This is a genomic window from Moorena sp. SIOASIH, from assembly GCF_010671925.1.
GTDB lineage: Bacteria > Cyanobacteriota > Cyanobacteriia > Cyanobacteriales > Coleofasciculaceae > Moorena.
Window position 1 is genome coordinate 1 of sequence record NZ_JAAHIH010000004.1, and the last position, 26,581, is coordinate 26,581.

General features: G+C 44.5%; 26 protein-coding genes. 18 read left to right on the top strand and 8 right to left on the bottom strand.

Translation table 11 applies throughout. From position 1 onward, the window contains the following. Nucleotides 1–321 precede the first annotated feature (321 nt). The gene (locus F6J90_RS21330; RefSeq protein ID WP_293097950.1) at nucleotides 322–2,385 is read left to right on the top strand and encodes a PatA/PatG family cyanobactin maturation protease; all 2,064 of its coding nucleotides are present in this window, start codon (nucleotides 322–324) and stop codon (nucleotides 2,383–2,385) included. A 43-nt stretch (nucleotides 2,386–2,428) separates the two neighbouring features. On the opposite strand, the gene F6J90_RS21335 is transcribed toward F6J90_RS21330, so the two are convergent. Further along, nucleotides 2,429–2,593: a hypothetical protein gene (locus tag F6J90_RS21335; RefSeq protein ID WP_293097953.1), complete on the bottom strand. Its 165-nt coding sequence runs from the start codon at nucleotides 2,591–2,593 to the stop codon at nucleotides 2,429–2,431. Nucleotides 2,594–2,757: 164 nt separating this feature from the next. Between F6J90_RS21335 and F6J90_RS21340 the strand changes: the two genes are divergently transcribed. The 4 genes from F6J90_RS21340 to F6J90_RS21355 all read left to right on the top strand — a co-directional run bounded on the left by F6J90_RS21340 (nucleotide 2,758) and on the right by F6J90_RS21355 (nucleotide 6,609). Next, a complete protein-coding gene (locus F6J90_RS21340; protein WP_293097956.1) occupies nucleotides 2,758–3,378 on the top strand; it encodes an IS607 family transposase in 621 nt (206 codons plus the stop codon). Next, nucleotides 3,266–4,489 (top strand): transposase, encoded by a 1,224-nt coding sequence (locus F6J90_RS21345; protein WP_293097959.1) that lies wholly within the window; start codon nucleotides 3,266–3,268, stop codon nucleotides 4,487–4,489. Before F6J90_RS21340 ends, F6J90_RS21345 begins: the two co-directional genes overlap by 113 nt. Nucleotides 4,490–4,561: 72 nt before the next feature. Further along, nucleotides 4,562–4,756, top strand: a complete 195-nt coding sequence (locus tag F6J90_RS21350) for a hypothetical protein (RefSeq protein ID WP_293097962.1) — start codon at nucleotides 4,562–4,564, stop codon at nucleotides 4,754–4,756. 341 nt (nucleotides 4,757–5,097) lie between these two features. Beyond that, the gene (locus F6J90_RS21355; protein ID WP_293097964.1) at nucleotides 5,098–6,609 is read left to right on the top strand and encodes a reverse transcriptase domain-containing protein; all 1,512 of its coding nucleotides are present in this window, start codon (nucleotides 5,098–5,100) and stop codon (nucleotides 6,607–6,609) included. 268 nt (nucleotides 6,610–6,877) lie between these two features. Here the strand turns inward: F6J90_RS21355 and F6J90_RS21360 are convergent, their stop codons facing one another. Then, nucleotides 6,878–7,384 carry a DUF3172 domain-containing protein gene (locus F6J90_RS21360; protein ID WP_293097967.1) on the bottom strand — a complete coding sequence of 169 codons (507 nt, stop codon included), beginning with the start codon at nucleotides 7,382–7,384 and terminating at the stop codon, nucleotides 6,878–6,880. Between the two features lie 60 nt (nucleotides 7,385–7,444). Between F6J90_RS21360 and F6J90_RS21365 the strand changes: the two genes are divergently transcribed. Further along, entirely contained in the window at nucleotides 7,445–7,576 is a 132-nt protein-coding gene (locus tag F6J90_RS21365; RefSeq protein WP_293097970.1) for a hypothetical protein, read from the top strand. Nucleotides 7,577–7,594: 18 nt separating this feature from the next. Here the strand turns inward: F6J90_RS21365 and F6J90_RS21370 are convergent, their stop codons facing one another. Together F6J90_RS21370 and F6J90_RS21375 are read right to left on the bottom strand one after the other, a co-directional pair. Next, the gene (locus F6J90_RS21370) at nucleotides 7,595–8,695 is read right to left on the bottom strand and encodes a DUF1611 domain-containing protein (RefSeq protein ID WP_293097973.1); all 1,101 of its coding nucleotides are present in this window, start codon (nucleotides 8,693–8,695) and stop codon (nucleotides 7,595–7,597) included. Continuing rightward, the gene (locus tag F6J90_RS21375; RefSeq protein WP_293097976.1) at nucleotides 8,679–9,794 is read right to left on the bottom strand and encodes a dipeptide epimerase; all 1,116 of its coding nucleotides are present in this window, start codon (nucleotides 9,792–9,794) and stop codon (nucleotides 8,679–8,681) included. The genes F6J90_RS21370 and F6J90_RS21375 overlap by 17 nt, the downstream gene beginning before the upstream one ends. An 875-nt stretch (nucleotides 9,795–10,669) precedes the next feature. Here F6J90_RS21375 and F6J90_RS21380 point away from each other — a divergent pair. Together F6J90_RS21380 and F6J90_RS21385 are read left to right on the top strand one after the other, a co-directional pair. Then, complete coding sequence (locus tag F6J90_RS21380) at nucleotides 10,670–10,813, top strand: restriction endonuclease (protein ID WP_293097979.1); 144 nt, start codon at nucleotides 10,670–10,672, stop codon at nucleotides 10,811–10,813. A gap of 78 nt (nucleotides 10,814–10,891) precedes the next feature. Further along, entirely contained in the window at nucleotides 10,892–11,440 is a 549-nt protein-coding gene (locus F6J90_RS21385; RefSeq protein WP_293097982.1) for an NUDIX hydrolase, read from the top strand. A gap of 325 nt (nucleotides 11,441–11,765) precedes the next feature. Here F6J90_RS21385 and F6J90_RS21390 read toward each other — a convergent pair whose 3' ends face one another. From F6J90_RS21390 to F6J90_RS21405, 4 genes are all read right to left on the bottom strand, one after another. Next, nucleotides 11,766–13,043, bottom strand: coding sequence for a transposase (locus F6J90_RS21390; RefSeq protein ID WP_293091645.1), 1,278 nt, complete (start codon nucleotides 13,041–13,043; stop codon nucleotides 11,766–11,768). A gap of 260 nt (nucleotides 13,044–13,303) precedes the next feature. Then, nucleotides 13,304–13,447 (bottom strand): hypothetical protein, encoded by a 144-nt coding sequence (locus F6J90_RS21395; RefSeq protein ID WP_293100808.1) that lies wholly within the window; start codon nucleotides 13,445–13,447, stop codon nucleotides 13,304–13,306. A 160-nt stretch (nucleotides 13,448–13,607) separates the two neighbouring features. Next, complete coding sequence (gene ltrA, locus F6J90_RS21400) at nucleotides 13,608–15,293, bottom strand: group II intron reverse transcriptase/maturase (RefSeq protein ID WP_293097495.1); 1,686 nt, start codon at nucleotides 15,291–15,293, stop codon at nucleotides 13,608–13,610. A gap of 616 nt (nucleotides 15,294–15,909) precedes the next feature. Beyond that, a complete protein-coding gene (locus tag F6J90_RS21405; RefSeq protein ID WP_293097984.1) occupies nucleotides 15,910–17,430 on the bottom strand; it encodes a reverse transcriptase domain-containing protein in 1,521 nt (506 codons plus the stop codon). Nucleotides 17,431–18,151: 721 nt separating this feature from the next. On the opposite strand from F6J90_RS21405, the gene cutA reads away from it, so the two are divergent. The 10 genes from cutA (at nucleotide 18,152) to F6J90_RS21455 (ending at nucleotide 26,569) form a co-directional block, all read left to right on the top strand. Next, nucleotides 18,152–18,505 carry a divalent cation tolerance protein CutA gene (cutA, locus tag F6J90_RS21410; protein ID WP_293097987.1) on the top strand — a complete coding sequence of 118 codons (354 nt, stop codon included), beginning with the start codon at nucleotides 18,152–18,154 and terminating at the stop codon, nucleotides 18,503–18,505. Between the two features lie 1,196 nt (nucleotides 18,506–19,701). Continuing rightward, nucleotides 19,702–20,640, top strand: a complete 939-nt coding sequence (locus tag F6J90_RS21415; protein WP_293097989.1) for a sigma-70 family RNA polymerase sigma factor — start codon at nucleotides 19,702–19,704, stop codon at nucleotides 20,638–20,640. A 31-nt stretch (nucleotides 20,641–20,671) separates the two neighbouring features. Next, nucleotides 20,672–20,938, top strand: a complete 267-nt coding sequence (locus F6J90_RS21420; protein WP_293097992.1) for a hypothetical protein — start codon at nucleotides 20,672–20,674, stop codon at nucleotides 20,936–20,938. A 32-nt stretch (nucleotides 20,939–20,970) separates the two neighbouring features. Beyond that, complete coding sequence (locus F6J90_RS21425; protein WP_293097995.1) at nucleotides 20,971–21,390, top strand: mannan-binding lectin; 420 nt, start codon at nucleotides 20,971–20,973, stop codon at nucleotides 21,388–21,390. A 400-nt stretch (nucleotides 21,391–21,790) separates the two neighbouring features. Then, nucleotides 21,791–22,537 carry a thioredoxin domain-containing protein gene (locus F6J90_RS21430; protein WP_293097998.1) on the top strand — a complete coding sequence of 249 codons (747 nt, stop codon included), beginning with the start codon at nucleotides 21,791–21,793 and terminating at the stop codon, nucleotides 22,535–22,537. Nucleotides 22,538–22,571: 34 nt separating this feature from the next. Further along, on the top strand, nucleotides 22,572–22,760 hold the full coding sequence (locus F6J90_RS21435; RefSeq protein ID WP_293098001.1) for a hypothetical protein: 189 nt from the start codon (nucleotides 22,572–22,574) through the stop codon (nucleotides 22,758–22,760). 173 nt (nucleotides 22,761–22,933) lie between these two features. After that, on the top strand, nucleotides 22,934–24,499 hold the full coding sequence (locus F6J90_RS21440; RefSeq protein ID WP_293098003.1) for a tetratricopeptide repeat protein: 1,566 nt from the start codon (nucleotides 22,934–22,936) through the stop codon (nucleotides 24,497–24,499). Nucleotides 24,500–24,664: 165 nt separating this feature from the next. Next, nucleotides 24,665–25,450 carry a hypothetical protein gene (locus F6J90_RS21445; protein WP_293098006.1) on the top strand — a complete coding sequence of 262 codons (786 nt, stop codon included), beginning with the start codon at nucleotides 24,665–24,667 and terminating at the stop codon, nucleotides 25,448–25,450. 127 nt (nucleotides 25,451–25,577) lie between these two features. Beyond that, nucleotides 25,578–26,333 (top strand): hypothetical protein, encoded by a 756-nt coding sequence (locus F6J90_RS21450; protein WP_293098008.1) that lies wholly within the window; start codon nucleotides 25,578–25,580, stop codon nucleotides 26,331–26,333. 5 nt (nucleotides 26,334–26,338) lie between these two features. Then, nucleotides 26,339–26,569, top strand: a complete 231-nt coding sequence (locus tag F6J90_RS21455; protein ID WP_293098011.1) for a hypothetical protein — start codon at nucleotides 26,339–26,341, stop codon at nucleotides 26,567–26,569. Nucleotides 26,570–26,581: the final 12 nt, after the last annotated feature.

The following is a 26,581-nucleotide window of genomic DNA, read 5'->3' on the forward strand; positions in this document are numbered from 1 at the left end:
CCTTTTGCCTTTTGCCTTTTGCCTTTTGCCTTTTGCCTTTTGCCTTTTGCCTTTTGCCTTTTGCCTTTTGCCTTTTGCCTTTTGCCTTTTGCCTTTTGCCTTTTGCCTTTTGCCTTTTGCCTTTTGCCTTAAAAAGATAAGATTTGTCCTCAAACGTCGCTAAAAATTGCTATATATAACTTCGCCCATCCTAATTTAATTGATATTTTTTTTACACGCAAGTGCCTAAATATTAAGTTTTGTGGCGATATCAGTCTTCTATGCCACTGGACATAGTATGTTAACCAATGGCTTAACAATCCAAAATTAGTTTGGGATTCAATGTCTGAAATTGCTAAAATCCCAGGAATACAGGGACTTTGGGAAAAAACCAAAGGGGACTCCCAAGTTGTTGTTGCAGTTCTAGATGGGGTTGTTGACCAGGCTCATCCTTGTTTTGATGGGGCTAGGCTAAAGCGGTTGCCAACGTTAGTTCAGGGAGAGGCACACCCGAGGGGGAGGATGTCGAGCCATGGGACTCATGTTGCCAGTCTGATTTTGGGTCAGCATGGTTCTCCTGTGCAGGGGATTGCCCCAAACTGCCAGGGTTTAGTCATACCTGTGTTCGCCGATGAAGGTCGCCGCCTCTCCCAACTGGATTTGTCTCGTGCCATTGAACAAGCCGTTAATGCCGGAGCGCATATTATCAATATCAGCGGCGGACAACTGACTGACTATGGTGAAGCAGAGGACTGGCTCCAACAGGCTGTCCGTCTGTGCCGAGACAATAATGTATTAATTGTGGCGGCTGCGGGCAATGACGGGTGTGAGTGTTTACACGTTCCCGCTGCCCTTCCGGCTGTCCTAGCAGTTGGAGCCACGGATGGCCAGGGACAACCCCTAGAACTGAGTAATTGGGGTCAAACCTATCAAAACCAAGGGATTCTGGCTCCGGGAGAGAATATTCTAGGAGCTAAACCCGGAGGTGGTACACTCAGACTCAGTGGCACGAGCTTTGCCACCCCCATTGTTAGTGGAGTTGCGGCACTTTTGCTCAGTCTGCAACGGCAACGGGGTGAAGAACCTGACCCCCAAAAAGTTCGTACTGCCTTGCTAAAAACAGCCCTACCCTGTAACCTACCGGAAAACGATCAGCGTCCTCGTTGTTTGGTGGGTGAGGTTAATATTGCTGGGGCGTTTACTGATTTAACAGGAGAAACCATGTCTGAATCTGAAGAACTCTCAACCGTTGAAGCATCGGGCTGTGGCTGTGACGGAACACCAGAAACTAGCCCCCAACTGGCACTCAGTGCTGAGGTAACTTCAGCCGTTGTACCCACAGAAGCTCAACCTGCCGTTGCGGCCTCCTCAACTGAGACAGCGGTAGCCCCTGCCCAACCAGCTGAAGTCTCTGTCACTGCTTCTGAACCTCAGTCTACACAAGCCCCGGTCACCCCGACCTCTATATCAACTTCATCTGTATCCACATCAAATCACGAGATCTCTGGAATGTCCAACACTACTGCAAATGCAATTACCCCCAGCCAGCCCGTTCAAGCCAGTGGTGGCGATATAATTTATGTGATCGGAACCCTAGGTTACGACTTTGGCACCGAAGCACGGCGCGACTCCTTCAAACAGTTGATGCCACCTTATGAGATTGAAGGCACTCAGGTGCCAGCAAATCCCTATGATGCCCGTCAGATGGTGGACTATCTGGAGGCAAATCTCTCGGAAGCCAAGTCCTTAATTTGGACGCTGAATATGGAGTTGACTCCGATTTACGCCCTCGAACCTTCGGGGTCCTTTGCCAGAGATGTGTATGCTGCATTTCAGGAATTGCTCTCTGGGGAAGTACAAGCAGAAGATTCTGAGGGATACATTGAACGGGTCAGTATTCCTGGACGGTTAACGGGACGAACGGTAAAACTGTTCTCTGGGCAAGTTGTTCCAGTGGTTGAACCGGTAAGTCCTCGTGGCATCTACGGTTGGAGGGTGAATACGCTGGTTTCTTCTGCTTTGGAAGCGGTACGGGGTCAGCAGGCAGAGGCAGATGATGAGCAAATGCGGAAAAGCCTCAGCAGTTTCCTCAACCGGGTTTACTATGATCTGCGTAACTTAGGACAAACGTCTCAAGACCGGGCGCTGAATTTTGCGGCAACAAACGCTTTCCAAGCAGCTCAAACTTTCTCTGAAGCAGTAGCAGCTGGCATGGAATTAGATAGTATTGTAGTGCAGCGCAGTCCTTTCTGTCGGATGGATAGTGATTGTTGGGATGTGCAGTTAAAGTTCTTTGACCCAGAAAACAACCGTCGTGCCAAGAAAGTCTTCCGCTTTACCATTGATGTTAGCGATTTAATTCCTGTGACTTTAGGCGAAGTTCGCTCTTGGTCTTCTCCTTATTAAGGACCTATGAAATCGAGATAAGGAAACTTTTTGATTTCCTTATCTATAGTGCAGGGAATAGGGAATAGGGAATAGGGAATAGGGAATAGGGAATAGGGAATAGGGAGCAGGGGGTAATAATTGACGAAAACAGTATTATAAAAATACTAATCCTGGGCTGAAATCTTGCACCAGTACAAAAAAAACTTAATAACGGAAGCGATAACAATCAATTTCAGTACTGAAAGCGATGCAGTCGGTAAAACGGGGTTTCTCCCACTCGCCCTTTGCATCAAGAGAGAGTTGTGTCCTAGACAATAATTTTCCTGACATAGTTGACATTTCCCGACATTTTCTTTGATGATGTAAGTGTAACAACCAAGGCACGCGCTAATGAATGGATCAGTCAACTATGTCCCTCCAAGGGTCGCTGCCGCTAGACTTGGGGTCAGTACTAAAACACTCGAAAGATGGCTCAATGAAGGCAAGATACAAGGTATCAGAACCCCTGGAGGTCAAAGACGATACGACCTGGACTCGGTCGTCTCTATTCCTTGCACAAAAACAAGAACAGACAACAGGGCGACAATTCTATATGCAAGAGTTTCAAGTCGCTCTCAAAAAAATGACCTTGAGCAACAAGTACAGTTTCTTAAGTCTCGTTACCCAGACGCAGAAATCATTCGAGATATTGGAAGTGGACTCAACTTCAGAAGAAAAGGTCTTCGTACCTTACTGGACAGAGTTCTCGACGGTACTTGCAAATATATTGTCGTTGCCCACAAAGATAGGCTTTGCCGTTTTGGGTTCGATCTTGTCTCATGGTTGTGCTCTAAATTCCAAACTAAAATACTGGTTCTCGACGAAAAGAACCTCAGCCCAGAACAGGAGATGGTTGAAGATGTTCTGGCAGTCATCCACGTCTTCAGTTGCCGATTGTACGGACTTAGGAAGTACAAGCAAAAGATTATTAAAGACTGTGAGTTACCAAGTTTACCCAAGCAAAGAACTTGAGGATATTTGGAAGAAATGGATTGCCGCTGTTCGTCAGGTGTATAACATTTCTATTGAACAATTAAACAAAAACCAAGGTTATACAAAAGTAGGAAAAAAAGGGGGAAAATATGGTTTTAGAACTTGGTTAAAACAATCGGGACTTATCCCACAATGGTGTAAAGACCTAAATGTCTCCAAAATTCTAGACAACGCTTCCATGGAAGCTTATCGCGCTTGGAAGGAAACGGCTAAACAGCCTAAATTTGTGGGAAAAGGGAAGAAACGCAAACCATTACCACAAGCTGGTCTAAAGATAGCTAAATTTCGCAGTGTACGCGATCATAAACAGACAATCCAGTTTGATCCTACGGCTTACAAGGCTGGCAGATGGATGGTTTCTACGACCAAGCATTTACCAAAACCCGAATTCAAAGGTCATGACTTCTGTATACTTACCGATGGTGCTACAGAACTTACTTATAACAAGGGTCGGTGGTTTGCGCACTTTCCTGTAGAATTTGACATTGAGCCTACTGAAACTAAAAAAGTGATAGCTCTAGACCCCGGAGTCAGAACCTTCATGACTGGTTTTGACGGTACTGAATTCCTGGAGTTTGGCGACAACGATTTTCAGCGAATAGCTAAACTTTGTTCGCATTTAGATAAATTAAAAAGTAAGCATGATAAATCGAAAGGACATATATACAAACATCGTCGATACAAGTTAAAAGCAGCGATGGAAAAGCTTAGGACTAGGATTAAAAATATTAGAGCTGAACTACACAAACAAGTAGCTTCCTATTTAGCAAGGAACTACGATGTGATTGTTTTACCAACTTTTAACACATCACAAATGGTTCCACGAAAGAAGCGAAAGTTAAAGACCAAAACAGCTAGAGCGATGATGAACTGGGCATTTTATCAGTTCTCTCAAATATTGGAACACTTGTGTAACCGTTATGGTTCCAAGTTAGTGAGAATAACTGAAGAATACACATCTAAAACTTGCACAAAATGTGGCCATATTCATAGAAAACTTGGTAGTTCTAAGAATTTTAAGTGTCCACATTGCGGTTATGAGATCCCCAGAGATTTTAATGGAGCCGTCGGGATTTTCCTGTTCGCGTAGCGTCGGCTTTGCCGAAAGGCGATGTGGGAGTGCGGCTCGTTCCTAGGAGGAACCTCCTGAAACAGGAGAGGTATGACTAGGGGGATTCGCGAGGTCAGACCTCAAAAAATCCTAACTGTCCTTCGGATGATGGTGAAAACCCATCCCTTGAGAAAGCAAGTGACTCCTTATCTTGGCCACACCGAGCAGGCGGCAACCTCGCAGAGTGAAGCTGGCACCAGGGCGGAATTAGAGGTGAAGCAGATTAGCCACACTACCGCGCTTTAGGGAGACGACATGGGTAACAGTAGCAAAAATCCTGAAAAAGTGTCTAATCGCCCTACCACAATCTGAAAAACAATGTGAGAATGCATCCTCTAATCCTCACAGAACAATTCCCACGGTATCTGTAACTTTCGAGGAGAGGATAGGCAAAATGGATTGCCCTAAATCGTCAAAACAATCTGATAGACGGAACGAGTAAAAACGACAGCATAAATAGGTCTGAGGAAATAGTCGAATCCTCGGTAAGTTATGCCAAACCTAATCCCTACTGTCGGGTAAGATGTAGCCGGAAACTGGCTACGGGTATCAAGATAAACAAATCCTAACAGAGTATGGGTAGACACATGTCTAATAGATATAGTGACCTCTGGAAAAGTCAAAAGTGGAAAAAACTCTGCCGGAACCTTTTTCGCCTGCAAAGAAGAGTTTATAAAGCAGTTCAAGCTGGAGACCTGAGGAAAGCTCGGTCACTTCAGAAACTGATATTGAAATCCCGTTCTGCCCAACTTTTGGCCATCCGTCAAGTGACTCAGCTCAACACCGGAAAAAGAACCGCCGGAGTAGACGGGAAATCACACCTAACCTACAAAGAAAGATTTGAGGTACTTAAAAAGCTAGTATCTAGTGCGGAAAACTGGACGCACCTCGGCCTAAGGGAAATCCCCATAGCCAAGAAAAACGGAGGTACAAGAATGCTGAAAGTACCAACAATCCGAGATAGAGCATGGCAATGTCTCGCAAAATTCGCTCTCGAACCTGCCCACGAAGCAACGTTCAGTGCCTATAGTTATGGATTCAGAACAGGTAGGTGTGCCCAAGACGCACAAAAACTACTGTTTTTAAACCTGAATTCAAAACAAAAAGGCATCAAGAAAAGAATAATAGAAGTAGACATAAAGAAGTGTTTTGACCGCATATCCCACAGCTCAATTATGGATAGATTGCTAGCACCTGCGGGTCTGAAAACAGGGATATTCAGATGTCTAAAAGCAGGCATCAATCCGGAATTCCCAGAGCAAGGAACACCCCAAGGAGGTGTAGTCAGCCCACTTCTAGCCAATATCGCACTAGATGGAATAGAGGAAATAAACCCTAGAAACAGATGTATAAGATACGCTGATGATATGGTAGTAATCCTCAAGCCTAAAGATAACGCAGAAAAAATCCTAGAGAAAATTAAAACCTTTCTCGCAGACCGGGGAATGGAAATCAGTGAAGAAAAGACCAAGATAACCAATACGACAGACGGATTTGACTTCCTGGGGTGGAACTTCCGCGTCCAGAAAAACGGAAAATTCCGATGCATTCCCTCAGTGGATAACCATCGGAATATACGAAAGAAGATTAAAACCGTGGTAAACAGCTCGAATTATGGAGCCGAAGAAAAAGCAAAAAGATTAGCGCCAATCGTTCGTGGATGGAGGAATTACCACAAAAGCTGTTATATGAACAGTTCTAGAGATAGTTTATGGTTTATAAATAAAACCGCAAATCGTAAATTCCGAAAGGAAAAGAAAGTGAACCGGTACAGAGCCAATGAACTATGCAAGAAAGGTTTTCCAGCTGTAGGGTATGAACAAAATCAACACGTAAATGTCAGGGGCACAAAGTCCCCATATGATGGGGACATAGTCTACTGGAGCAAAAGAAACTCCAAATTATACGACAACGCTACATCCAGAGCTTTGAAACGACAAAACCATTCCTGTGGACATTGTGGATTGAGATTCGTAAATGATGAACGGATTCATCTCCATCACATAGACGGTAATCATAGCAACCAAAAGGAGAACAACCTTATGGCAGTTCACCAAAGTTGCCACCAACAAATACACTGGAGCCAAAAAAATACTTAGGAGCCGTGTGAGGGGAAACTTTCACGCACGGTTTTGAAGCGGAGGTGCCCTGGGTAATACCAGGCATCGACCGTAATTAACACCTTCCTCAATGCAGTTGGGGATGTAGTACTCAGCTTTTCTGACTCGGAAGATATCCCAGATCTTGAAGATGTCACGATTTGTCCGGGTTAAAAGTATCAGTAAAATCTTAATCGCTGTTCCCTGTTCTCCGTTCCCTGTTCCCTACTTTTACAGATAAATTTTAAACTTGGGGCAAGATCGGAGTTTAAAATTGATCGGTTTCCCGTGGTCCGGTGGCACCGCCTTGATTGAGGAATAAGTTACCGGTTGCATCGTTTTGATAGATACAGCGAATTTCTGGTGTACCTTCAAGCACACCAGTGAAACCAAAAGTATTCATCCGATTTTTGCATTCCCTTACCTGTTCCGATGAGATCAGCCTCCTCTGTTCTAGAATTGACCAGTTATTCCGACGTAAAACACACCCAGGTCGCATCTTGGGCTGGGTCACATACACATTAAAGGGATTGAGAGTCACGAAAACTTGCATATCCGTCACCATCGCACTGGCACCATACTGAATACAAAGCTCTGGGTTTGGTGCGCTGCGGTCAATCACTTCACGGGAGGCAACATTTTCTGGGTTGAGAGTGGCACCAGAGCTAAAAGCAATACCAACCCCAAGTCCCAAGACAAAAACCCCACCAAGAATCGCTAAGGTTGTGTAATTAAGTTCAGGTATCCCATTAGAACTGTTGGATTCACGTTTCATTGGATTGAATTAACGTAATTAACGTTTAGAATTTTCTGGGTCAAGATTTGCTGGGAGTAGTTGCTACTTGCCCCCTTCTTTCAGTATGCCAGGTACGCCAAGATTAATCCGGAGATGGGGAGATGGGGAGCTGGGGAGCTGGGGAGCTGGGGAGCTGGGGAGCTGGGGAGATGGGAAACATTCACTTTATAGGGACAGTAAATTCTTGTCTTACCCCGACTCCCGATTCCCGATTGCCGACTCCCGATTCCCGACTCCCGACTCCCGCTTACCAATTGCTGCTTTCAACAATACATCTGCTCCAAATCGCACAGCATCGGTACAAGGTAGGCCAGTATCTGTTTGTACCTGTTCAATTGCCGACCGGGCAGCTTGATCATCCAAGTGGCCAGTATTAAGTGCGATCGCAATCACCTTCACCTGACCAAATGCCCCACCAGCACTAGCAACGGTCTCGTAAAGCTCAATCACTTTGGGTAATGGGGGAATCGGCACATGGTCATGATTACGAACAGACTTCTGTCCGGCTCGATGCACCAATAGTAATCCCGTGGGCTGAGTTCCTCGAATTAGCGGTAGGGTAGCTGTGGAACCAGGATGCAACAGGGAACCCTGCCCTTCTACGATCAATAAGTCGTGGTCATTACCATAGCGCAGTACCATTTGTTCCACAGCACCAGCCGCAAAGTCTACCCGAATCCCATCCAAGGGAATGCCATCCCCAGAAATCATAATTCCAGCTTGACCAGTGGCTAGGAACTTCGATGGTATGCCCTGACGTTGGGCGCACAAATATAACTCCAGAGCTGCTGACATTTTGCCCACAGCCATATCTGTACCCACTGTCAAGATGCGCCGACAAGGTAGCGATCGCGCTTGAGCACTTGCTATTCCTAATCCCTTCGGTTCCCGACGAATATCCCAAATTACCTGATCGTCTTGGAGTAATTGCTGTAACTCTGGGTCAGATGCCATGGGAGTATGCAAACCATTGATAACCGATAACCCTGCCCCTACCCCTACTTTCACCTCCTGCGACCAAGGCTCTGGTAATGCTCCCCCAGATGGCGCAATACCAATGGCTAGGATATCCGGTTGATAAGCTAGGGCAGCGGACACGGAATCTACAATCGGGACATTAACCTTAATTCCAGTTAATTGAGACAAAGACTTCCCAGCACACTGCTGGTCAATCACCACCACAATCTCAGTTGGGCAATACCGTAACAGAGTCAGTCCGGTTTTGCCTTTTGAACTAAGAATCCCTTCATGGAGTAGAATCGCAATACGCCGATTAGTGGTTAAATTCACGGCGTTTCACCCCCAGTCCTGGTAAATTATTCGGTATCAAATGCCCATTTTGTAGGGTTGCCCCTGTGAAGGGGTCATCTACTAGGTTTAAGTGGCTGTCTAAATCGATATAATCTGCCAGTGGTGAGAGATGAGAAGCTGCTGTATTCGCCAGAGTACTGTCAGAATAGCAACCAAACATGACCTGCAATCCACAAGCTCTTGCCGTATGCACCATCCGTATTGCCTCAGTTAAACCACCGGATTTCATTAGTTTGATGTTAATACCATGGACACAGTTTGCCAACGGCGGAATATCTTGGCTAGTCTTGCAACTTTCATCCACAAAAATTGGTAAAGGGGATTGCTTATACAACTGGGGTAAATCAACCTCTTTTCCAGGAGCGAGGGGTTGTTCCACATGCCTCACTCCCTGACTCGCCAGCCAGTTACACATCTCTACCCCTTCCTCCAAACTCCAACCCCCATTGGCATCTACACTCAACTCGGCTTCTGGTGCCTCATCTCGGATAGCCAGAATCATCTGTTGATCTGCAGCAATCCCCTTAGGTGAACCTAATTTAATTTTCAGTACATGAGCACCAGTAATGGGAATCCATTCCTGCACCCGTTGCCTCGCCTTTTCTGGGTCACTAATGCCTACCGTAGCCGAAATTGGCACAATTCGGCGGCGGTTCAATCCCCACAGCCGCCAGAGGGGCAATCCCACCCGCTTCCCTAGCCAGTCATGTATTGCCAAATCAATGGACGCCCAAGCCGCTGATGGCATTTGTACCTCCTGCAACACCCGTTCAATTTGTTGGTGTTCCCAAGGACTAAATGCCTCCAGCATCGGGATAACCACCTCTAGGGCTTCTAGCATAATCTCAGTGGTTTGCTTATGGGGGGTGGGGGGCAGGAAACTCTCTGTGCCTAGATCTGACGAGCTACTGCTGAGGCTAGTTGCCTTTCCTAGGGAAAACGGAGACCCTTCGCCCCACGCTTCAATACCCTCCTGTTCGATCCTGACCCAGACATTGGTAGTTTCAGAGGTGGTGCCACGACTGATGGTTAAAGGGAACCGCTTATGTACCGTGAAGGTTTCAACGCCAATACGCATTGTTTATTTAGTATATGGTTATTTAGTTTAAGGTTGAAGGTGGTTTGGTTGAAGGTTGAAGGTTAGTTGGTTGAAGGTTGAAGGTTAGTTGGTTGAAGGTTGAAGGTTAGTTGGTTGAAGGTTGAAGGTTAGTTGGTTGAAGGTTGAAGGTTAGTTGGTTGAAGGTTGAAGGTTAGTTGGTTGAAGGTTGAAGGTTAGTTGGTTGAAGGTTGAAGGTTAGTTGGTTGAAGGTTGAAGGTTAGTTGGTTGAAGGTTGAAGGTTAGTTGGTTGAAGGTTGAAGGTTAGTTGGTTGAAGGTTGAAGGTTAGTTGGTTGAAGGTTGAAGGTTAGTTGGTTTAAGGTTTGAAAGTTATTTGGTTGAAGGTTGAAGGTTATTTAGTTTAAGGTTGAAGGTTAGTTGGTTGAAGGTTGAAGGTTATTTAGTTTAAGGTTGAAGGTTAGTTGGTTGAAGGTTGAAGGTTAGTTGGTTGAACGCGATCGCGTGGCCTTTGGCCAAGGTTATTTGATTGTTCGCCTGAGGCGTCCCTTGTCGGGTAGGTTGAACGCGATCGCGTGGCCGAAAGGCAAAGGTTATACTCTATTAGGACGATGGTGAGGAAGAGGTTTGCCAGATAATCTGCCCCCTATAAGGTGTAACCTCTAACCTACCTACAACCTTTAACCCAACCTGTAACCTACCACCTGTAACCTACCACCTGTAACCTACCACCTGTAACCTACCACCTGTAACCCAACCTGTAATGTCAAATCCGGTTGAATAACCATACTTCCTGGTGAGCAGAGCAGGGGGATAAAGATTTTGTCTAGATATCGTAAGTGTGGGCAATTATCCGGATTTGATATAACCTACCACCTGTAACCTTGGCCTTTCGGCCATGCTACGCGAACAATCTGTAACCTTGGCCTTTCGGCCACGCGATCGCGTTCAACCTGTGACCTACCACCTTCAACCTGTAACCTGTAACCTACCACCTTCAACCTTCAACCTTCAACTTTCAACATTTAACCTTAAACCTTAAACCTCTAAATCAACCGGTAACCTTAAACCTTTATCCTTCATACTTTAACTTATAGTTTTGTGATTATTCAGTAATTCAATGATTTCAATAAAGCCATGGAAAACCCTTAAATCAAGGTTGGTTTTTGACAATAAATGGTGTCGAGTCAGGCAAGATGAAGTGGAATTACCCAGTGGTGAAGTTGTTGATGACTACTTCATCAATGTTAGACCAGATATTGTGCTGATCCTGGCAATTACTTGCGATCGCAAGGTTGTTTTTGTCCGTCAATATCGCCATGGAGTGGGAAAAATTTTATTGGAACTTCCTGGGGGTGGTTTCAACTCAAAGGTCGAAGATAGTATGAAGGCAGGTGCTAGGGAATTAGAAGAAGAGACGGGTTATGTCTCTGACCAGATGTTTTCCCTAGCTACCTTATATGATAATCCGGTAAAAGATACTAATAAAATTCATTTCATCATGGCGGAGCAAGCTCAACCATCGGGTATCCAAAATCTAGATATTACAGAAGATGTGGAAATTGTTTTGGTACCTATAGACGAAGTTATGAAAAAAATTGAACAAGGAGAAATTTGTGTTTCCGGAACAATTGCTGCTTTGTTTTTAGGCTTGAATTTTTTGTCCTAAATATGTAACCATTAAGCTGACAGCTGTCAGCTGTCAGCTGTCAGCTTAAAATATAGCAATCCGTGTAGGAATTGTGATAATTTTTGTTATAGCGCTGCACTTAGGGAATTGGGAATCGGGAATCGGGAATCGGGAAGAGTAGTTTGACCCGGTGGCTGGAATGGGCATGTTGGTGGAATGGGTATGTTGGTGGAATGGGCATCTTGCCCGTTTCATGTCCCAACCCTTACTCCCTTGGGTGCAGCGCTATGGAATAACTAATCACCCAAATCCCTAAGAGTCTTCAGAGTCTTGTTCCATCGGCTTTCGTGACATACTCCCACACTCACCTTTTCAGGTTGAGTGTGGGCTTCTTTCCAACTCCAGCCAACGCTATCGGCTTTCGCCGACGCGGGGCGCGAACGGATACTCGGAAAGCTTTACTCCTGACGGGATGCCCCACCGCCAAATTTAATATATTAATCGCCGCGTTCACATCCCTATCTGCTGTATATCCACAATGGGGACAAGAATGAATACGGTCTTTTAATTTTTTTGGTACTTTTTTGCCACAATTAGAACAGTTCTGACTGGTATTTCTGGGATTCACTGCTTTCGTTAACAACCCAGCATTTAAGGCCGTAGGCCACGCTACGCGAACGGCTTTGGTTGCAAGGATAGACAGAAATTGACCCCATCCAGCATCAAGAACTGATTTAGCCATTTTTGTTTTAACCAGACCTTTAATGTTTAACTTCTCATGAGCTATCAGATCATGGTCATCAAGTAAGCTTTTTGCAGTTTTAAAATGGAAATCTTTTCTGGCGTCAGATACCTTCTTGTGAGCTTTCCCCAACTTAACAACAGCCCTCTTTCTGTTGTTACTCCCCTTTTTAGACCTACTAACAGCTTTTTGGATTTTCTTTAATCGTTTTTGAGCTTTTCGATAGTACTGAGGGATTGGTACCTCAGTACTATCGGATTTTATCAAGAACGACTTGAGACCCATGTCTATCCCGATAGGATTAGAAACGCTGTCTGCTGGGATGATGTTTGGGACAGAATCGTCTTGAATAGATAGCGTAATATAGTAACCATCGGCTTTTCGGGTTATAGTGGCTGTTTTTATTTTGAAGCCTTCAGGAATTGGCCGATGGTAAACCATTTTAACTTTTCCAAATTTAGGAAGAGTTAAAATGTTGCCATTTATAGAGTTCTTAGAAAGGGCAGGAAAAGTAAAAGATTTGTATCTATTTTTGCTTTTGAACCTCGGCCTGCCACTCTTTTTACCATTGCTATCACCCTTTAGAAAGCGCTTAAAGGCTAGGTCTACCCGTTTAACGCAATCTTGCAAAACTTGAGACTGAACTGCCCCGTACCAGGGTCTGTTTTTCTTCAGCTGAGGCAGAGTTTTCTTTTGAGAAAAGTAATCAGGATTATCCCTTAACTTTGGTAGATGACACACCAAAGGGCAAGAATTAACAGAACAACGATTTTGCTCATACCAGTTAAACCTGTCAGCAAGCAAGTAGTTATATTGATGACGTAACAAATCAAGCCATTTTTCTACTTCCGCTTCCTGTGCTTTTGTCAACCTTAGTCGATACTGGTAAGCTAATCTCATTGTTGCCATATCCTGTTTTTCGACCTATTATTAGGATAACATGCGTTGCAACAAGTGTCAAGTCAAAAATGAAAGATCAAAGATTTGTAATCAGGATGACTAGCTTTGAAAAACGGCAATTAAAACAGGAGGCCGATCGCAGAGGAATGACTCCATCCGAATTGCTCAGAAGCTTGATAGCTCGTTTCCCCATCCCGGAAGACCCTGTGCAAAATTCATCCCACACTCATGCTGCGCATTGAGGTGTGGGGCTTCTTTTGCTAGACAGCTAAATCAAAAATAATAATAAATTTCGCATCGGGCATCAGTCGTTTCAGTGCCCGCAAGTGACCTTCGGCATCCGACCGCTTGCGGAACCGAGCCACAATCACTCGTTGCATCTTGGGCAATAGGCGGACTATCACCCACGGATGAAGGCGTTCAGAAGTTACGGTCGATGTCCCCTATTACGGGGAGCAATTAAACTAAGTCAGTGAGTCACCCCACTGACTCGTCTTCAAAACCGTACGTGACACTTTCGCATCATACGGCTCCTCATCATAGGAACCATTGTCGCTGGTACCTCTAAAACGGGTTTTCATCTAACTCTAAGGCGTTGACTTTTTTCCCGTGTTTGGCATCGTGGCAGGTTAGGTGTAGTAATTCCAGATTTTCATCGAAGTTATTTCCACCCAGTGCGCGTGGTAGTATGTGATGCATTTCCATTGAATCCCCAGGTCTGAAGGTAAGACCACAATGAGCGCATTTCCCTTTTTGCTTTCTCAAAAGCCTTCCCGATTGAGCTGGCATTTCAGGATGTTCTCTCATTCTGGTGCTCCAATAGATTAGGTCTCCATCGTAGGGACTTCTGGTATCTTGGATTTTTTTATGCCTTATTATTTCAGTTTTGGCATGTTTTGGGAGGTAATTATCCTCATCTGCCATGAATATCCAATTATCCTCTCCGATGGTTCCCCAATATTTCTTGTTTACCCAGGTTTTGGTTTTCTTTGGGTGTCTTCTATATCCCCATCTTTGGAGTTTGTTCCAGAGCATGTAACCTAAATCTTGGAAGGTTTCTTTGCTACAGACTCCTCTGTAGTAGTTGCACCATCCGCGTATAATAGGTTTGAGGTGTTTGATTAAAGCCTCTTGAGGAGCGGCTTTATGTCTGTCGATGACTTTTGAAAGCCGCTCGAAATGTTCTAGAATTGCATCCTTAGATGGTTTGATGATGGTTTTAAAGCCTTGTTTAGAGTGGTTTTTACCTACTTTGTACTGACGGATATTAAATCCAAGGAATTCAAATCCGTTAAAGGTATAGGTCATTTGGGTTTTGCTAGGCTTTAATTCCAGACCCATGTCATGTAGCCAATTATTGATGACTTCAAGGCATTCTTCTACCACTTTTTGGTCTTGGTGTAGGATGACAAAATCGTCGGCATATCTGATTAGAGCTAGTCCCTTTTTATAGTGGGTTTTCTTGCCTTTTACAGAATTTGCGTAATCCCATATGGCCTGTTCCATTCCGTGGAGGGCTATATTCGCTAAAAGTGGAGAGATAACTCCACCCTGAGGGGTGCCCTCATCTGTAGGTGAGAATGTCCCACTATCCATCACACCGGCTTTTAGCCAGGACTTTATTAAGCGTCTCATGGATGGATAGGTATTCAGTTTAGTTAGAAGTGCATTGTGATTGATTTTATCGAAGCATTTGGCTATGTCAGCATCAAGTACCCATTTAGGCTTTTGTTTGATGCTATTGAATATTGCTTCGATGGCATCATGACATGAACGTCCTGGTCTGAACCCATAGGAGTTGGGTTCAAATTTTGCTTCCCATTCAGGTTCTAATGCCTGTTTGGCAAGTGCCTGGAGAGCGCGGTCATACATGGTTGGGATACCCAATGGTCGCTTTTCCTTCCGTCCAGGTTTAGGAATCCATACCCTTCTGGTTGGTTGGGCTTTCTTAGAAACTTTTAGGTTGGAGACTAAAGTAAGCCGTTGTTTTGGTGTTAATGATTTGACCCCATCTACTCCAGCAGTCTTCTTCCCTTTGTTCTCCTGGGTTACCCGTCTGACCGCAATCATCTTGGCCGACCAGGACTTTATCAGAGTCTTTTGCAACTTTCTTACCACGCGGACATCACCACGGTTCGAGGCTTGATATATTCGTTTTTGCAACTTAAAGACAGTCTTTTCTAGCTTCCGCCAGTTGACTTTCTTCCATTCCGACTGTGGGGCGAACCCCCGAGTTTTAGACATTTTCATTGCTACTTACAACTAGATCTTTTCCTATAACGTGAGTCCGTCAGCATATCCTGGGCATTACCCTAGGCTTTGGCAAATGAGCTCAATCTTGCCCTCATATGACATGCGGCTAACTACCTACTCAGTAATCGACCTTACTGAGAGTACATATGAGAGTTATTTCGTTCCTGATAACCATTCTTTGAACTTTTAGGGTGGTACTTTTCACCGGGAACTGTTTGGGAAATCCATTACAAAGGGGAGGAACTTTGTAATCCTAATTCCGTTGAGTTTTTCTCCGTAGCGTGTCAAACCTTTTTTCGCTACATTTCTGTGACGATGATTCAAACGTACCTTTCTCTCGTACCCATGAGTTCTTTGCCTATTGTTGACACCGGTCAGGTTAAGGGTGTTCCAATATTCGACCCTTGCATTAACCCATAGGTTTGTTAGTTCCTATGAATCAGGGTAGGGCTGTCACTCGGATTTCATGAGGGATGGTTTTTCACCACCATGGTTATCAAGTTGTCAGGGTTCATTGAACCAAGCAGCTAATCCCCCAAAACCCTTGTAGGGTAAAGGTTTCTAGCTAACGAATCGCACCCTCCGATTCAGAACCGTGCGTGAAGCTTTCGCCTCACACGGCTCCTAGGTATCCTCTCCCTTCGGAGTGCAAAGAGTGTATCTGTTGGTGGCAGCTTTGATGAACTGCTAAAAGGTTGTTCTTAGACCAATTGTCGTGGTTTCCATCAATGTGATGAAGATGTACATCTTCGTCTTCGAGGAACCTCAACCCACAGAATCCACAGGAATGGTTTTGCCTTTTCAATGCGTCGGAAGTATTATCGGAGTATAGGCGTGAATTCCTTTGACTCCAATATACTAAGTCACCGTCATAGGGTGACTTAGTACCCTTCACACTCACGTGTTGGTTTTGTTTGTATCCTACCTTTGGAAAACCCTTTTTACATAGTTCATTAGCTCTATACCGACTTACTTTCTTTTCCTTTCGGAACTTTCGGTGGGCAGTGTTGTTCATGAACCAGAGTGAATCCCGACTGCTGCTCATATCGCAGCTTGAATGGTAGTTTCTCCATCCGCGAACTATAGGGGCTAGCTTCGTTGCTTTTATTTCGGCACCATAATTCGAGTTGTTGACTATGGCTTTAATCTTCTGACGTATATTTCGGTGGTTTTCCTCTGAAGGAATTGACCGAAATTTTCCGTTTTTCTGGACGCGGAAATTCCACCCCAGGAAGTCAAAGCCATCTGTCGTTTTGGTCAGCTTGGTCTTTTCTTCGCTGATTTCCATCCCACGCTCTGCCAAGAATTCTTTCACTCTATTGAGTATTTTCTCAGCATTATCTTTTGGCTTTAGGATAAATACCATATCGTCTGCATAACGCAAACTGGTGTGAATATCCTCTATTCCATCAAGTGCAATATTGGCAAGGAGAGGGCTGACGACACCCCCCTGAGGGGTGCCTTGGTCTGGAAAGTGTGGGTCAACTCCTGCTTTGAGGCATCGGTATATTCCCTTTTTAATAGATGCGGGGGCTATTACCCTCTCCATAATGGTGGTATGAGAAATACGGTCAAAACACTTTTTGATGTCTAGTTCAATTACCCTTTTGTTGATTCCGTTTGAAGATGACCTTAAGTGACCAAATAGGCGTTTTTGTACGTCTTGAGTACATCTGCCCGGACGGAATCCGTAGCTGTCACCGCTGAATAGTGCCTCATGGGCAGGCTCTAAGGCATATTTAACTAGACATTGCCATGCTCTGTCAGCCAATGTCGGAACTTTGAGCACCCGGGTTTTTCCGTTCTTTTTAGGGATTGGTACTTTCCGGAGTCGATTATGCTTCCAGTCAGGTGCATAATCGTTCAATGCTTCTACTAATTCCCATCGCTGTCTGTAGTTTAGGCTTGACAGGCCATCCACTCCAGCCGTTCTCTTACCTTTATTTAATTGTGACACTTGACGGACGGCCAAAAGCTGCGCTGCTCGGGACTTCAGTATCAGTTTCTGTAGAGACCGCGCCTTCTTCAAGTCACCAGCCCGAACTGCTTTATACACACGCTTTTGTAGGCGGAATAGGTTTTGGCGGAGTTTCTTCCACTTTTGCTTCTTCCAAAGTTCACTATGATTGCTCACGTGTCTAACTATGCTCTCCAATAAACCTGTATATTCTGAATACCCGTGCCCAGTTTAAGAGCACATCCTACCCGACAGTGGGGATTAAGTTTGGCATAACTTACTACAAGAACGACCCTCTTGCAGACCCATTATTTGCTGTCGTTTTTACTTGTTCCGTCTGTTGGATTGTTATGACGATTTAGGGCAGTCCATTTCGCCCATCCTCATCTCAGAGATTACTACTATCGTCCTAACAATGTAGTGAGAATAAGAGGATGCCATCTACACGTATTTAACAGGTTTGTAGTGTCATTATAGGACGCTTTTCCAGGAACTTTTGCTGCTGTTACCCATATCGCCTTCCCATTAGCGGCAGTGTGACGCAACCTGTTCGCCTCTGATTCCGCCCTGATGCCAGCTTCACTCTGATGAAATGCCGTTCATCTCGGTGTGGCCAGGTAGGGTGTCACTTATCTCCTAAAGGGCAGGGCTTTCACCTGCATCCGCCAGACAGTTAGGTTTGTGATTTACTCACGCGCCCTCTGAATCATACCCCTCCCGTTTCGGGAGGCTCCATACTCAGAAACAAGCCGCACTAGGACATAATTTATGTATCTCCTTAGATGGGGTACAAGAGCCAGCCGGAGACCTGGGAAAATCTGTGGGCTGGCTCTTAATGTGGACGTTTGTCGGCCACATTTTTATAATAACACAAAATAATCTTTTATTATAACATATTTTGAAAATTTTTGTAACAAATTTGTTAGGGAGTCGGGAGTCGGGAGTCGGGAGTCGGGAGTCGGGAGTCGGGTATCCCCCTATCTCACCATCTCCCCACACCTCAGACCCAGTAAGACTAAGAATGCTGCTTGTCAGCCGGTCAGGCGATATAGTATTTTTATCCGTTTTCTTGATCAAGATGAAACTCTATTACGTCACCCTCAACACTACCGAAGAAGCCAGTAAAATTAGTAAGGCATTACTGGAACAAAAGCTAGCTGTTTGTACTAACTGGTTTCCGATCACTTGTGCTTACTCTTGGGAAGGTAAAATTGTGGAAGAACCAGAGACAGTGCTGATTATCAAAACCTAGTCTGGCTATCGAGAAGACATTGAACAGGTAATTGGTAAATTACCTATACAAATTTGATTGCGGAAATTTCTCCTGAATCAGTCAACTCTGGTTTTATGGAATGGCTTAATAAAGAGGTTTCTCTTAAAGGTTGAATTTAGAAATTAGAGGAGATACTTGGCTCTATTTTCAACCAGCGGATAAAGAAGCAGTTCAACAAGCTATTGATGAAAAAGGTATACCATTGACATCCAAATTCCATCTCTTCGTCCAGTGTTCCCACTCTCTCCTTCGGAGGCTGATCGAGATTGAGCTCACCTAGGGCGGGAAGGGCTATAGTTTTGGATTTGATTAGTGGATTTGATTGATTGAGAAAGGGCTAAGGGCGTTCGCGTAGCGGCTCTTTGAGACCATCGCATTTTTGCCAGCTTATGCCACTCTGCTATTTTTGCTTAGTCCACCTATTTTACCATTTTTGATTTTTACGAGTAATCTACCATTCTGACGGTTTATAATTCTGTATTTAAAGATACACTTGATCTGGATTTGTCCACAAAGACTTTTATTCAGCTTGATCAGCTCAACGATTAAACCAAAAGAGGTTGGTCACACAACTTGCTTGAAAGGAGCATGGCTGAACAGAACGATTGTGATTCGGGTGTCAGCAGTGAGGCAATCAAATCAACAAGGGCGTGAATCTTGCCCAGTTGCCGTGGTAGGAAAACATCCCCGTGCAAAACATTAAACCTATGACACAGTTATCCCAGTTAAGACAAAAGACACTACCCAGTAATATTAATTCGGAATAATATACTGCATTTTTGCAGTTATGGCAACCCCCTCAAAACTATTGTTACAGTCACTTTAGTGCCTGTCTAAAATGCTGTCTAAAATGCTGTCTAAAATGGACAAAAGGCAATCTTAATCGGTTGCACCCCCCATTTGACTACCCAACACTCCCCGCCAATAATCAGAGGCTTCACCGAATCTTCATCTAAGTTTATTATTGTTTTTTATTGGCATGCTAGTTTGGTTCTGTATTAACCAATACAGAACTATCACCCTTGTCTGTCAACAGTTTCATGTAGCTTAAGCCCCTCACCAATGGAACTAAAAGCTGTGATCTAAGCATTTGGTTCTTTTGAGGATGGCTTGTGATCACGGTGCAATCGATTAGCCCAAATTCCGGTTTGATTACCCTTGTTATTGGTTAGTGTTTGAGGTGTCCACACCAGTTTGATCAGCCACGATATCAGCGTGCCTTTTGGCAAGGGGTTGATCATCCCGGGAATTTGGATGAGTTGGCAGACAAACGTTGCTCAACCCTGAACATTGTCCAAGGAGAAGAAATCCCAATGCAAAAGCTAGAACTAGAGACAGAATCTCGGGAGCAGACCCTACTGAAAAAACTGTCTCAGAGCAAGCTTGACAAGATACCTTTGGGGTTTTGCACTGCCTTTTGGCAGTTATGGAAGCCCTATCACCAGTATCTTTACTGTCGTTGCCTCCAGTGGATGGGAAACAACCATACCGATGCTGAAGAAGCCCTATCCAGAGCTAGTCTCAAAGCGTGGGATAAATTGCCAGACTATGCTGGAAAGATTACTAATTTCAAAGCCTGGCTGACTCGACTGACCTATAACCTCTGTATGGATATGCATCGAGAACGCAAACAACAGGGAATAAACACAGACAGTCTTGAGGAGATAGCGATCGCACAATGCCAGATCATCAACGAAACTGATTCATGTCCTCTGTCAGCTATCCTTTCTGTGGAAATGGAGATGTACCTCCGGGATGCGATCAATACGCTACCTATCAAACATCGCACTCCCTTGCTCCTGCACTACTATCAGGAAAAGTCTTATGAAGAGATTGCCCAACACCTTGCTATCTCCCAGGACAACGTTCGTAAGCGAATTCAACGGGCACGAGAAATGCTACAAAAGCAGTTGCATCAGTATTGTTCAGAGTATTGTTCAGAGTTGAATGGTTCTGAGGTGGAAAGGACGCGATCGCATAAATCTGCCAGATCTGACTCTCCAGTCCCGATGGGTATGGGCTGCAGTTTAGAATCAATCGATTACAAGATCACTACTACCTGTCTCGAAGCACTACCCGAGTGCTGGTTCCAATCATCCAGCCTGATTGCTTAGCAGGGCAAAGTGTGGGGCGGGGGCGCGGGGAGTGTGGGGCGGGGGCGCGGTGTTATTGTGGCTAATCCCGATTCCCGATTCCCGATTCCCGATTCCCTGTTCCCTGTTCCCTGTTCCCTGTTCCCTAGTCAAAAAAAAGCTCCAAACTCAAAAAATTTGTCACAAACCCCATGGTGAGATCGTTTTATATATAGAAGCCAAGGAAAGTAAGCAGAGCATCCCGAACAGGGCAAATGCATTCCCTAAAGCTGGGAATCAGCCAAGGTGGGATGTCTGTTTACCTATGATTTGGTTCTAAATTGATCAATTGGGATATTATATCGGATCAACATGTCTAACATCAAGAAGATTTTTGCTGCTTTTACCCAGTCAGCTCTTTGCGTCCTGTTGACTGCTTCCCTAGTATTGGGCTTCGCTACCAGTGCATTTGCTGGAAATATCGAAACTGTAGAAGCTGGTCCAATCTGGAGCAATAGTGATGCTCAAGGCAAATGCCCAGCAACTTGTGAAAATTACGACTCAGGCTACAAGTGGAATGGTCAGTGGTGGACCACAGTACCTAACGAGATGTCAGTTTGTCAATGTGCCAAGTCTCCTGTAGCAATCGAAGCTGGCCCAATCTGGAGCAATGATGATGCTCAAGGCAAATGCCCCACAACTTGTAGCGATGCTGGCTTCGGCTACGAATGGGATGGTCAGTGGTGGACCACTGAATGGAATGTGATGTCAGTTTGTGAATGTGTAGTGTAATCAACTAACACTTTCTCAAATTGCTAATAGAGTGTACAAGCTAACTCTAGCTGTGTCTCTGATAGCACTTGCGCATTAACTTTATCATTTCCCTAAGGTAGGGTGGGCAGTTAATTGGCTCACCCTACCTCTAGGCTGATTAGACTTGATCTAACTTGCCGATTTGTTGGATAGTTTTATTGTAAGCATTCAGCCGTCAGCGGTCAGCCGTGAGCTTTCCATAACTCAGATTAAACTTTTGCTTACTTGTTTGATTCAAAAGTTCCGTAGCGTCCTAATCGTCCATAAGCACATCAAGTAGCGTTGTCGTAGCGCATTAGCTGATAGCTGATAGCTGAATGCTTAGGTTTTATAGATAGATTTTTGTTGATAGTAAGCAGTAAACAGTAAACAGGTTAGAATGAAACAGTTGTATCGAATTTCCCTAACTATTGTTAGCTTATTCCTGTGTTTGGTCACTTTGAGCAGTTGCAGCAACAACCTTGCTAACACTGATCAACTAGAAGGGCAAGTGTTAAGCATTATCCGGAATAATCCAGAGGTGATTTTAGAATCGGTGCAGGCTTACCAGCAGGAAAAACAGCAAGAGCTAGCCCAATCCAGGCAAGCATTTTTGCAGCAAATGATGACACAGCCAACATCGATAATTGGGAATTCTCCTACTACTGGTGTGGCGGAAAATAAAGTTGTGCTGTTGGAGTTTTCTGACTTTCAATGTCCATTTTGTGCCCAAGCTAACCAAAGCGTAAAGGATTTTATGGACAAACATTCCGATCAGGTAACCTTAGTATATAAGCATTTGCCTCTGACTCAGATTCATCCTCAAGCACTCCCTGCTGCTAAAGCAGCTTGGGCGGCTTTTCAGCAAGGGAAATTCTGGGAGTATGAAGATGCCCTGTTTGAGCAGCAAGATAACTTGGATGAAGAATTGTATGTAGCGATCGCCCAAGAACTTAATCTAGATCTAGAGCAATTTAATCGCGATCGCATCAGCGTTGGAGCCGAAGCTGCCATTAGGGACGATCTGAAATTAGCCCAGACCTTAGCTGTTAATGGTACTCCTTTCTTTGTGTTCAACACAGAAGTACTCCAAGTTCCTCTCAACCTATCAGAAATGGAGACTATTCTGGCACAGGTCAGATCATAATATAGTATTTCTATTTGAGTTGTAAAAACACGTTTTGCGGCAAGAGGCAAAAGGCAAGAGGCAAAAGGCAAGAGGCAAAAGGCAAGAGGCAAAAGGCAAAAGGCAAAAGGCAAGAGGCAAAAGGCAAGAGGCAAAAGGCAAAAGAGATCTGAAGTTTTATTGGACAATAAAAAAATACCGTCAGCCGTCAGCTATCAGCCGTCAGCCGTCAGCTGATAGCTGATAGCTGATAGCTGATAGCTAATAGCTTCATGCTTACGCAAAACCTTGAAGTTTATTTACAAAATTAGTGACAATTAGTGACAAATTACTGTGACTTTGCCAGGATGATAGAGCAATCTTTACAACAGATAATCAGAACAGGACTAACTGTTTCAAGGGAAAGGTTACTGCTAAATGTCAAGAAGCCCTACCACATGCTTAGTACCAATCACCCAAGCTTCTGGGGTGGAAATGAGCGCTCACCTGGTCTTAGATAGTAAACCAACTAGACAAGGTCTGAAGCTAAACACATTAAATAAGTATATCCAGCAGCATCCTACAGGATGGAAGAAACGTCGAGAACTGGCAAAGCTGCTGTATACTATGGGTCGCTGGCAGGAGGCAATTGAAGAGTATCGCCACGTCATAGAAAGCCAGCCCCAATTAATTGACGTACGGCTGCAACTGGGCAAGATATTCCAGTTGATGGCCAGAAAGGCTGAGGCCATTGAAGTGTATCAAAGTGCCTTGCCCTGGTCGGGGAATATTGCCACTCAGCACCATGTGGCTGGCTTGATTGAAGTCTGTCGCGGACGCCAAAGGCAGGCAGCCAAGCTGTTTTCTTTAGCAGCATCCACAGAACCAGACAACCCAGCTCATGGCCATGCTCTGGCACAGGTTCACCTGAATCGGGAATCTCCTGTAGAAGCCTTACAGGTATTCAATAGAATTTTGGAATTTAACCCAGATGACCTGATCGCTTTGCGAAACAGTTATCAACCCCTCTTAGCAGTGGGTGACTTTCCAGAAGCATCCCGCCGTTTGGAGCGATCGCATCAGTTAGCCCCCAAAGATTTCCCCACTCTTAAACAGTTAGCGGATCATCGCTGTCGTTTGGGATTAGTCTCAGGTCAAGAGGGCAAGCAGACAAAACAGTTAATTCGAGCTGCTCTACAACTAGCTCCCGATGCCCCTGATGCTCATAATTCCCTGGGAATGTATCACATTTGCCGAGGGGAGTGGACAAAAGGGATAGCGCTATTGCAACAGTTTATCCAGAAACATCCCAACAGTCCCAGTGGCTGGTATTACTATGCCCGCTGTCTTTTCCACACAGGGGATTCCCAAGGGGCTGCTTCGGCAATTCTCAAGGCTTATGGATTGTACCCAAACTATCGCGAAATATATCGTGCGATGGCTGAGATTTTGCCAACGGCGGGAAAACTGGATGATTTACAGCCTTTAGTGACAGAAATGCTGGATTATTTTCCAGAATCCTGGAGTATTTGGTCAAAAGCAGGGCAAGTATTGGTGGAACACTTTAATGATGCCACTAAGGGCTGTCGTGTTTCTGCCTTGGCAGTGGCACTAATGCCCCAGTTAGCATCACCATGGTTTCACCATGGTCGTGTCCTCGCCCTAGCGGGGAAACATTTTGAAGCACTAGAGGCTTTGCAAGAAGGATGGCAGAGGTTACCAGAACAGGGCGGTTACCTACAATCGGTTCCAGCGGCTGTGTGCCTGGCTCAGAGTTATCAGGCCCTTGGTGATCACCCTAGCAGTCGCAAGTGGTGGACAGAAGCTTGCGATCGCGCCAAAGCATTGATGGACTATAACCCAGCTTCGGCCTATTACTGGCAAGGCAAAACCTTGTGGGTGTTGGGGGATAAAACCAGAGCGATGCAGGCTTACCGCAGTGCTTTGAGCCATCAATTGCTTTATCCCACTCGTGGAGAGCTTAAACCGTTGGAGCAACAGTGAAGTAAAACTGGACTCCAAAAGCGTAAGCTATCAGCTATCAGCTAATGCCCGTAGCGCATATGCTTACTAAAGAGTGGCCTAACCACAAGCTAAGCTTGTGGTTAGGCCACTCTTTAGCTCTTTGTACTAGAGTGAAAGTTAGCGTAATTACTGCTAACTTTCACCATGGCTAGAATTCGAGGTATAGGGATGATTATCCAAGCCCTAATACCAGTTATTTACCTATTAGTAGTTATTATCACCTTAGCCACGATTGTGCTGGATATCAACAGTCTTGTGGGTGAACCAGTACAAAAAATCAATAGCGCTTTGGTGACTATGAGTGGCAAGTTAGAGCAAACTGGAAATGTTATTGGTAGTGCCATAGAACCGATTGGTAATATAGATAAACAACTCGCTAAAACTGTCGAAACAATTGATAGTATTCCTGAAGTAATAGAGCTTCCGGCTATTCCGATTCCTGATGCAGAACTGCCCATTAAACCAAAAGTTAAATTGAGCAGCAGGGAGTTAACAAAGCCAGTTTTGTTCGTATTTGATATTCCCAATATTCCTAAAGAACCTATTCTTAAGATTCCTAAGGTGCGAGTTGAAATTGAAAAGGTGCCTGTTGCTTTACCTGATATTCCTGGAGTAAAGGTTAGTGTATCAGGACTAAAACAAACTAAAGCGCTTTTAACGAAGAATGTTGAAATTATTCGCAGCTTAAATAAAGTTATTGGTATTCTTCCCAATCTTGAAGTGATTAGAAACCATTACCAAAGACTAATTGTTGGGGAGGAGGGGTTAGTAGTAATTATTCAAAAAATTTGCCATAATCTATTGGTTATGATCATCCTGTTGGCAGGTATTGTGATGCTTTCACTACCCTGGTTGGTTGTGAAATACATCAAGTGGGCTTCCCCTCAGGTAACTGCTGGATGGCAATTATTAAGGGGAGTATCTCAATAGGGAGCAGGGAGCAGGGAGCACGTAACAGATAAGACAACAAAAATTATATGTACTTGATTAGACTATAAACCGCTTTAGCTGGACAAGGTGATTAATTGAATAGAGATAAGATAATAGAGGTAATAAGATGAGAGTTGATCAAAGCAGTGGTTTAAGGCAACGACTTAATGGTATAATCCTGATTATCTATGCCTTAATACCGATTATCCTAGTAGTGGTATTTTTGATTACTTTTTTAACAATTTTATATGACATAAAGAGTCTGGTGAGCGGCCCTTTGGTGGAAATCAATAACACCTTAGTGGAGGTTAAGGAAAGTACTCAGAAGGCAAAAGAGGAAATTGCTAATATCCTTGAACCAATCAAAACAGTAAACGCAGAAGTGCAAGAAGCCTTCGAGATAGTTGAACAGATTCCTACAGGAGTGAGTTTGCCTGATCTTGGCATCCCAGATGTTAATCTTCCGGTGAAACCAGATGTCAACTTGGGGGGTGGATTTCCTCCTAAGGTGAATATCGAGATGAAAGAGGTTTCAGTGGCTATGCCTACTATTCCTGGGTTTGAAGTACAAGTGGATGGTTTGCAACAGGTCAAGGCAGTTTTAAAGGATAATTTGGAAATACTTAGGGTTTTTAATACTATTGTCAGCGGTATCCCTAACCTCGATTCCCTTAGAGAAGATTCCCAAAAAATTGTAGCAGGAGTGCAGGAGTTGGTGAACGGAATTCAGAAAATCGGGAGCAAGGTATTGGGGCTGATTATATTTAGCGTAATCATGGTGATACCCTGGTTAATTAAGTTATGTATAGCTCCCTACGCTACCTGGGCTTACGGTCAGGTTACAACAGGATGGGCATTAGTCCGTGGTCAAGTGACTGAATAAATCAGATGGTGACATCTCAGGGAACAGGGAACAGGGAACAGGGAACAGAGAAAAAATTATGTGTACCTCATTACTATGAGAAACGCTATAGCCATGTAGGGTGCGTTAGGGACGGAAAGCCTCTGATTTTCCGCCTCTTCGCGCCTGGGACAGGCCGTCCCGTAACGCACCACCAGTCTACTCCCTACTCCCTACTCCCTACTCCCTGCTCCCTTTGCTATAGATTATATAGTTAGAAAACTTAATTA

Excerpts from the sequence above, each read along its gene's own strand:
- F6J90_RS21430 (WP_293097998.1), top strand. The coding sequence starts at position 21,791 with ATGAAACAGTTGTATCGAATTTCCCTAACTATTGTTAGCTTATTCCTG.
- F6J90_RS21340 (WP_293097956.1), top strand. The coding sequence starts at position 2,758 with ATGAATGGATCAGTCAACTATGTCCCTCCAAGGGTCGCTGCCGCTAGA.
- F6J90_RS21330 (WP_293097950.1), top strand. The coding sequence starts at position 322 with ATGTCTGAAATTGCTAAAATCCCAGGAATACAGGGACTTTGGGAAAAA.
- F6J90_RS21345 (WP_293097959.1), top strand. The coding sequence starts at position 3,266 with ATGTTCTGGCAGTCATCCACGTCTTCAGTTGCCGATTGTACGGACTTA.
- F6J90_RS21440 (WP_293098003.1), top strand. The coding sequence starts at position 22,934 with ATGTCAAGAAGCCCTACCACATGCTTAGTACCAATCACCCAAGCTTCT.
- F6J90_RS21455 (WP_293098011.1), top strand. The coding sequence starts at position 26,339 with ATGGTGACATCTCAGGGAACAGGGAACAGGGAACAGGGAACAGAGAAA.
- F6J90_RS21355 (WP_293097964.1), top strand. The coding sequence starts at position 5,098 with ATGTCTAATAGATATAGTGACCTCTGGAAAAGTCAAAAGTGGAAAAAA.
- F6J90_RS21450 (WP_293098008.1), top strand. The coding sequence starts at position 25,578 with ATGAGAGTTGATCAAAGCAGTGGTTTAAGGCAACGACTTAATGGTATA.
- F6J90_RS21385 (WP_293097982.1), top strand. The coding sequence starts at position 10,892 with ATGATTTCAATAAAGCCATGGAAAACCCTTAAATCAAGGTTGGTTTTT.
- ltrA (WP_293097495.1), bottom strand. The coding sequence starts at position 15,293 with ATGAAAATGTCTAAAACTCGGGGGTTCGCCCCACAGTCGGAATGGAAG.
- F6J90_RS21360 (WP_293097967.1), bottom strand. The coding sequence starts at position 7,384 with ATGAAACGTGAATCCAACAGTTCTAATGGGATACCTGAACTTAATTAC.
- F6J90_RS21425 (WP_293097995.1), top strand. The coding sequence starts at position 20,971 with ATGTCTAACATCAAGAAGATTTTTGCTGCTTTTACCCAGTCAGCTCTT.
- F6J90_RS21380 (WP_293097979.1), top strand. The coding sequence starts at position 10,670 with ATGCTACGCGAACAATCTGTAACCTTGGCCTTTCGGCCACGCGATCGC.
- F6J90_RS21390 (WP_293091645.1), bottom strand. The coding sequence starts at position 13,043 with ATGAGATTAGCTTACCAGTATCGACTAAGGTTGACAAAAGCACAGGAA.
- F6J90_RS21375 (WP_293097976.1), bottom strand. The coding sequence starts at position 9,794 with ATGCGTATTGGCGTTGAAACCTTCACGGTACATAAGCGGTTCCCTTTA.
- F6J90_RS21445 (WP_293098006.1), top strand. The coding sequence starts at position 24,665 with ATGGCTAGAATTCGAGGTATAGGGATGATTATCCAAGCCCTAATACCA.
- F6J90_RS21350 (WP_293097962.1), top strand. The coding sequence starts at position 4,562 with ATGACTAGGGGGATTCGCGAGGTCAGACCTCAAAAAATCCTAACTGTC.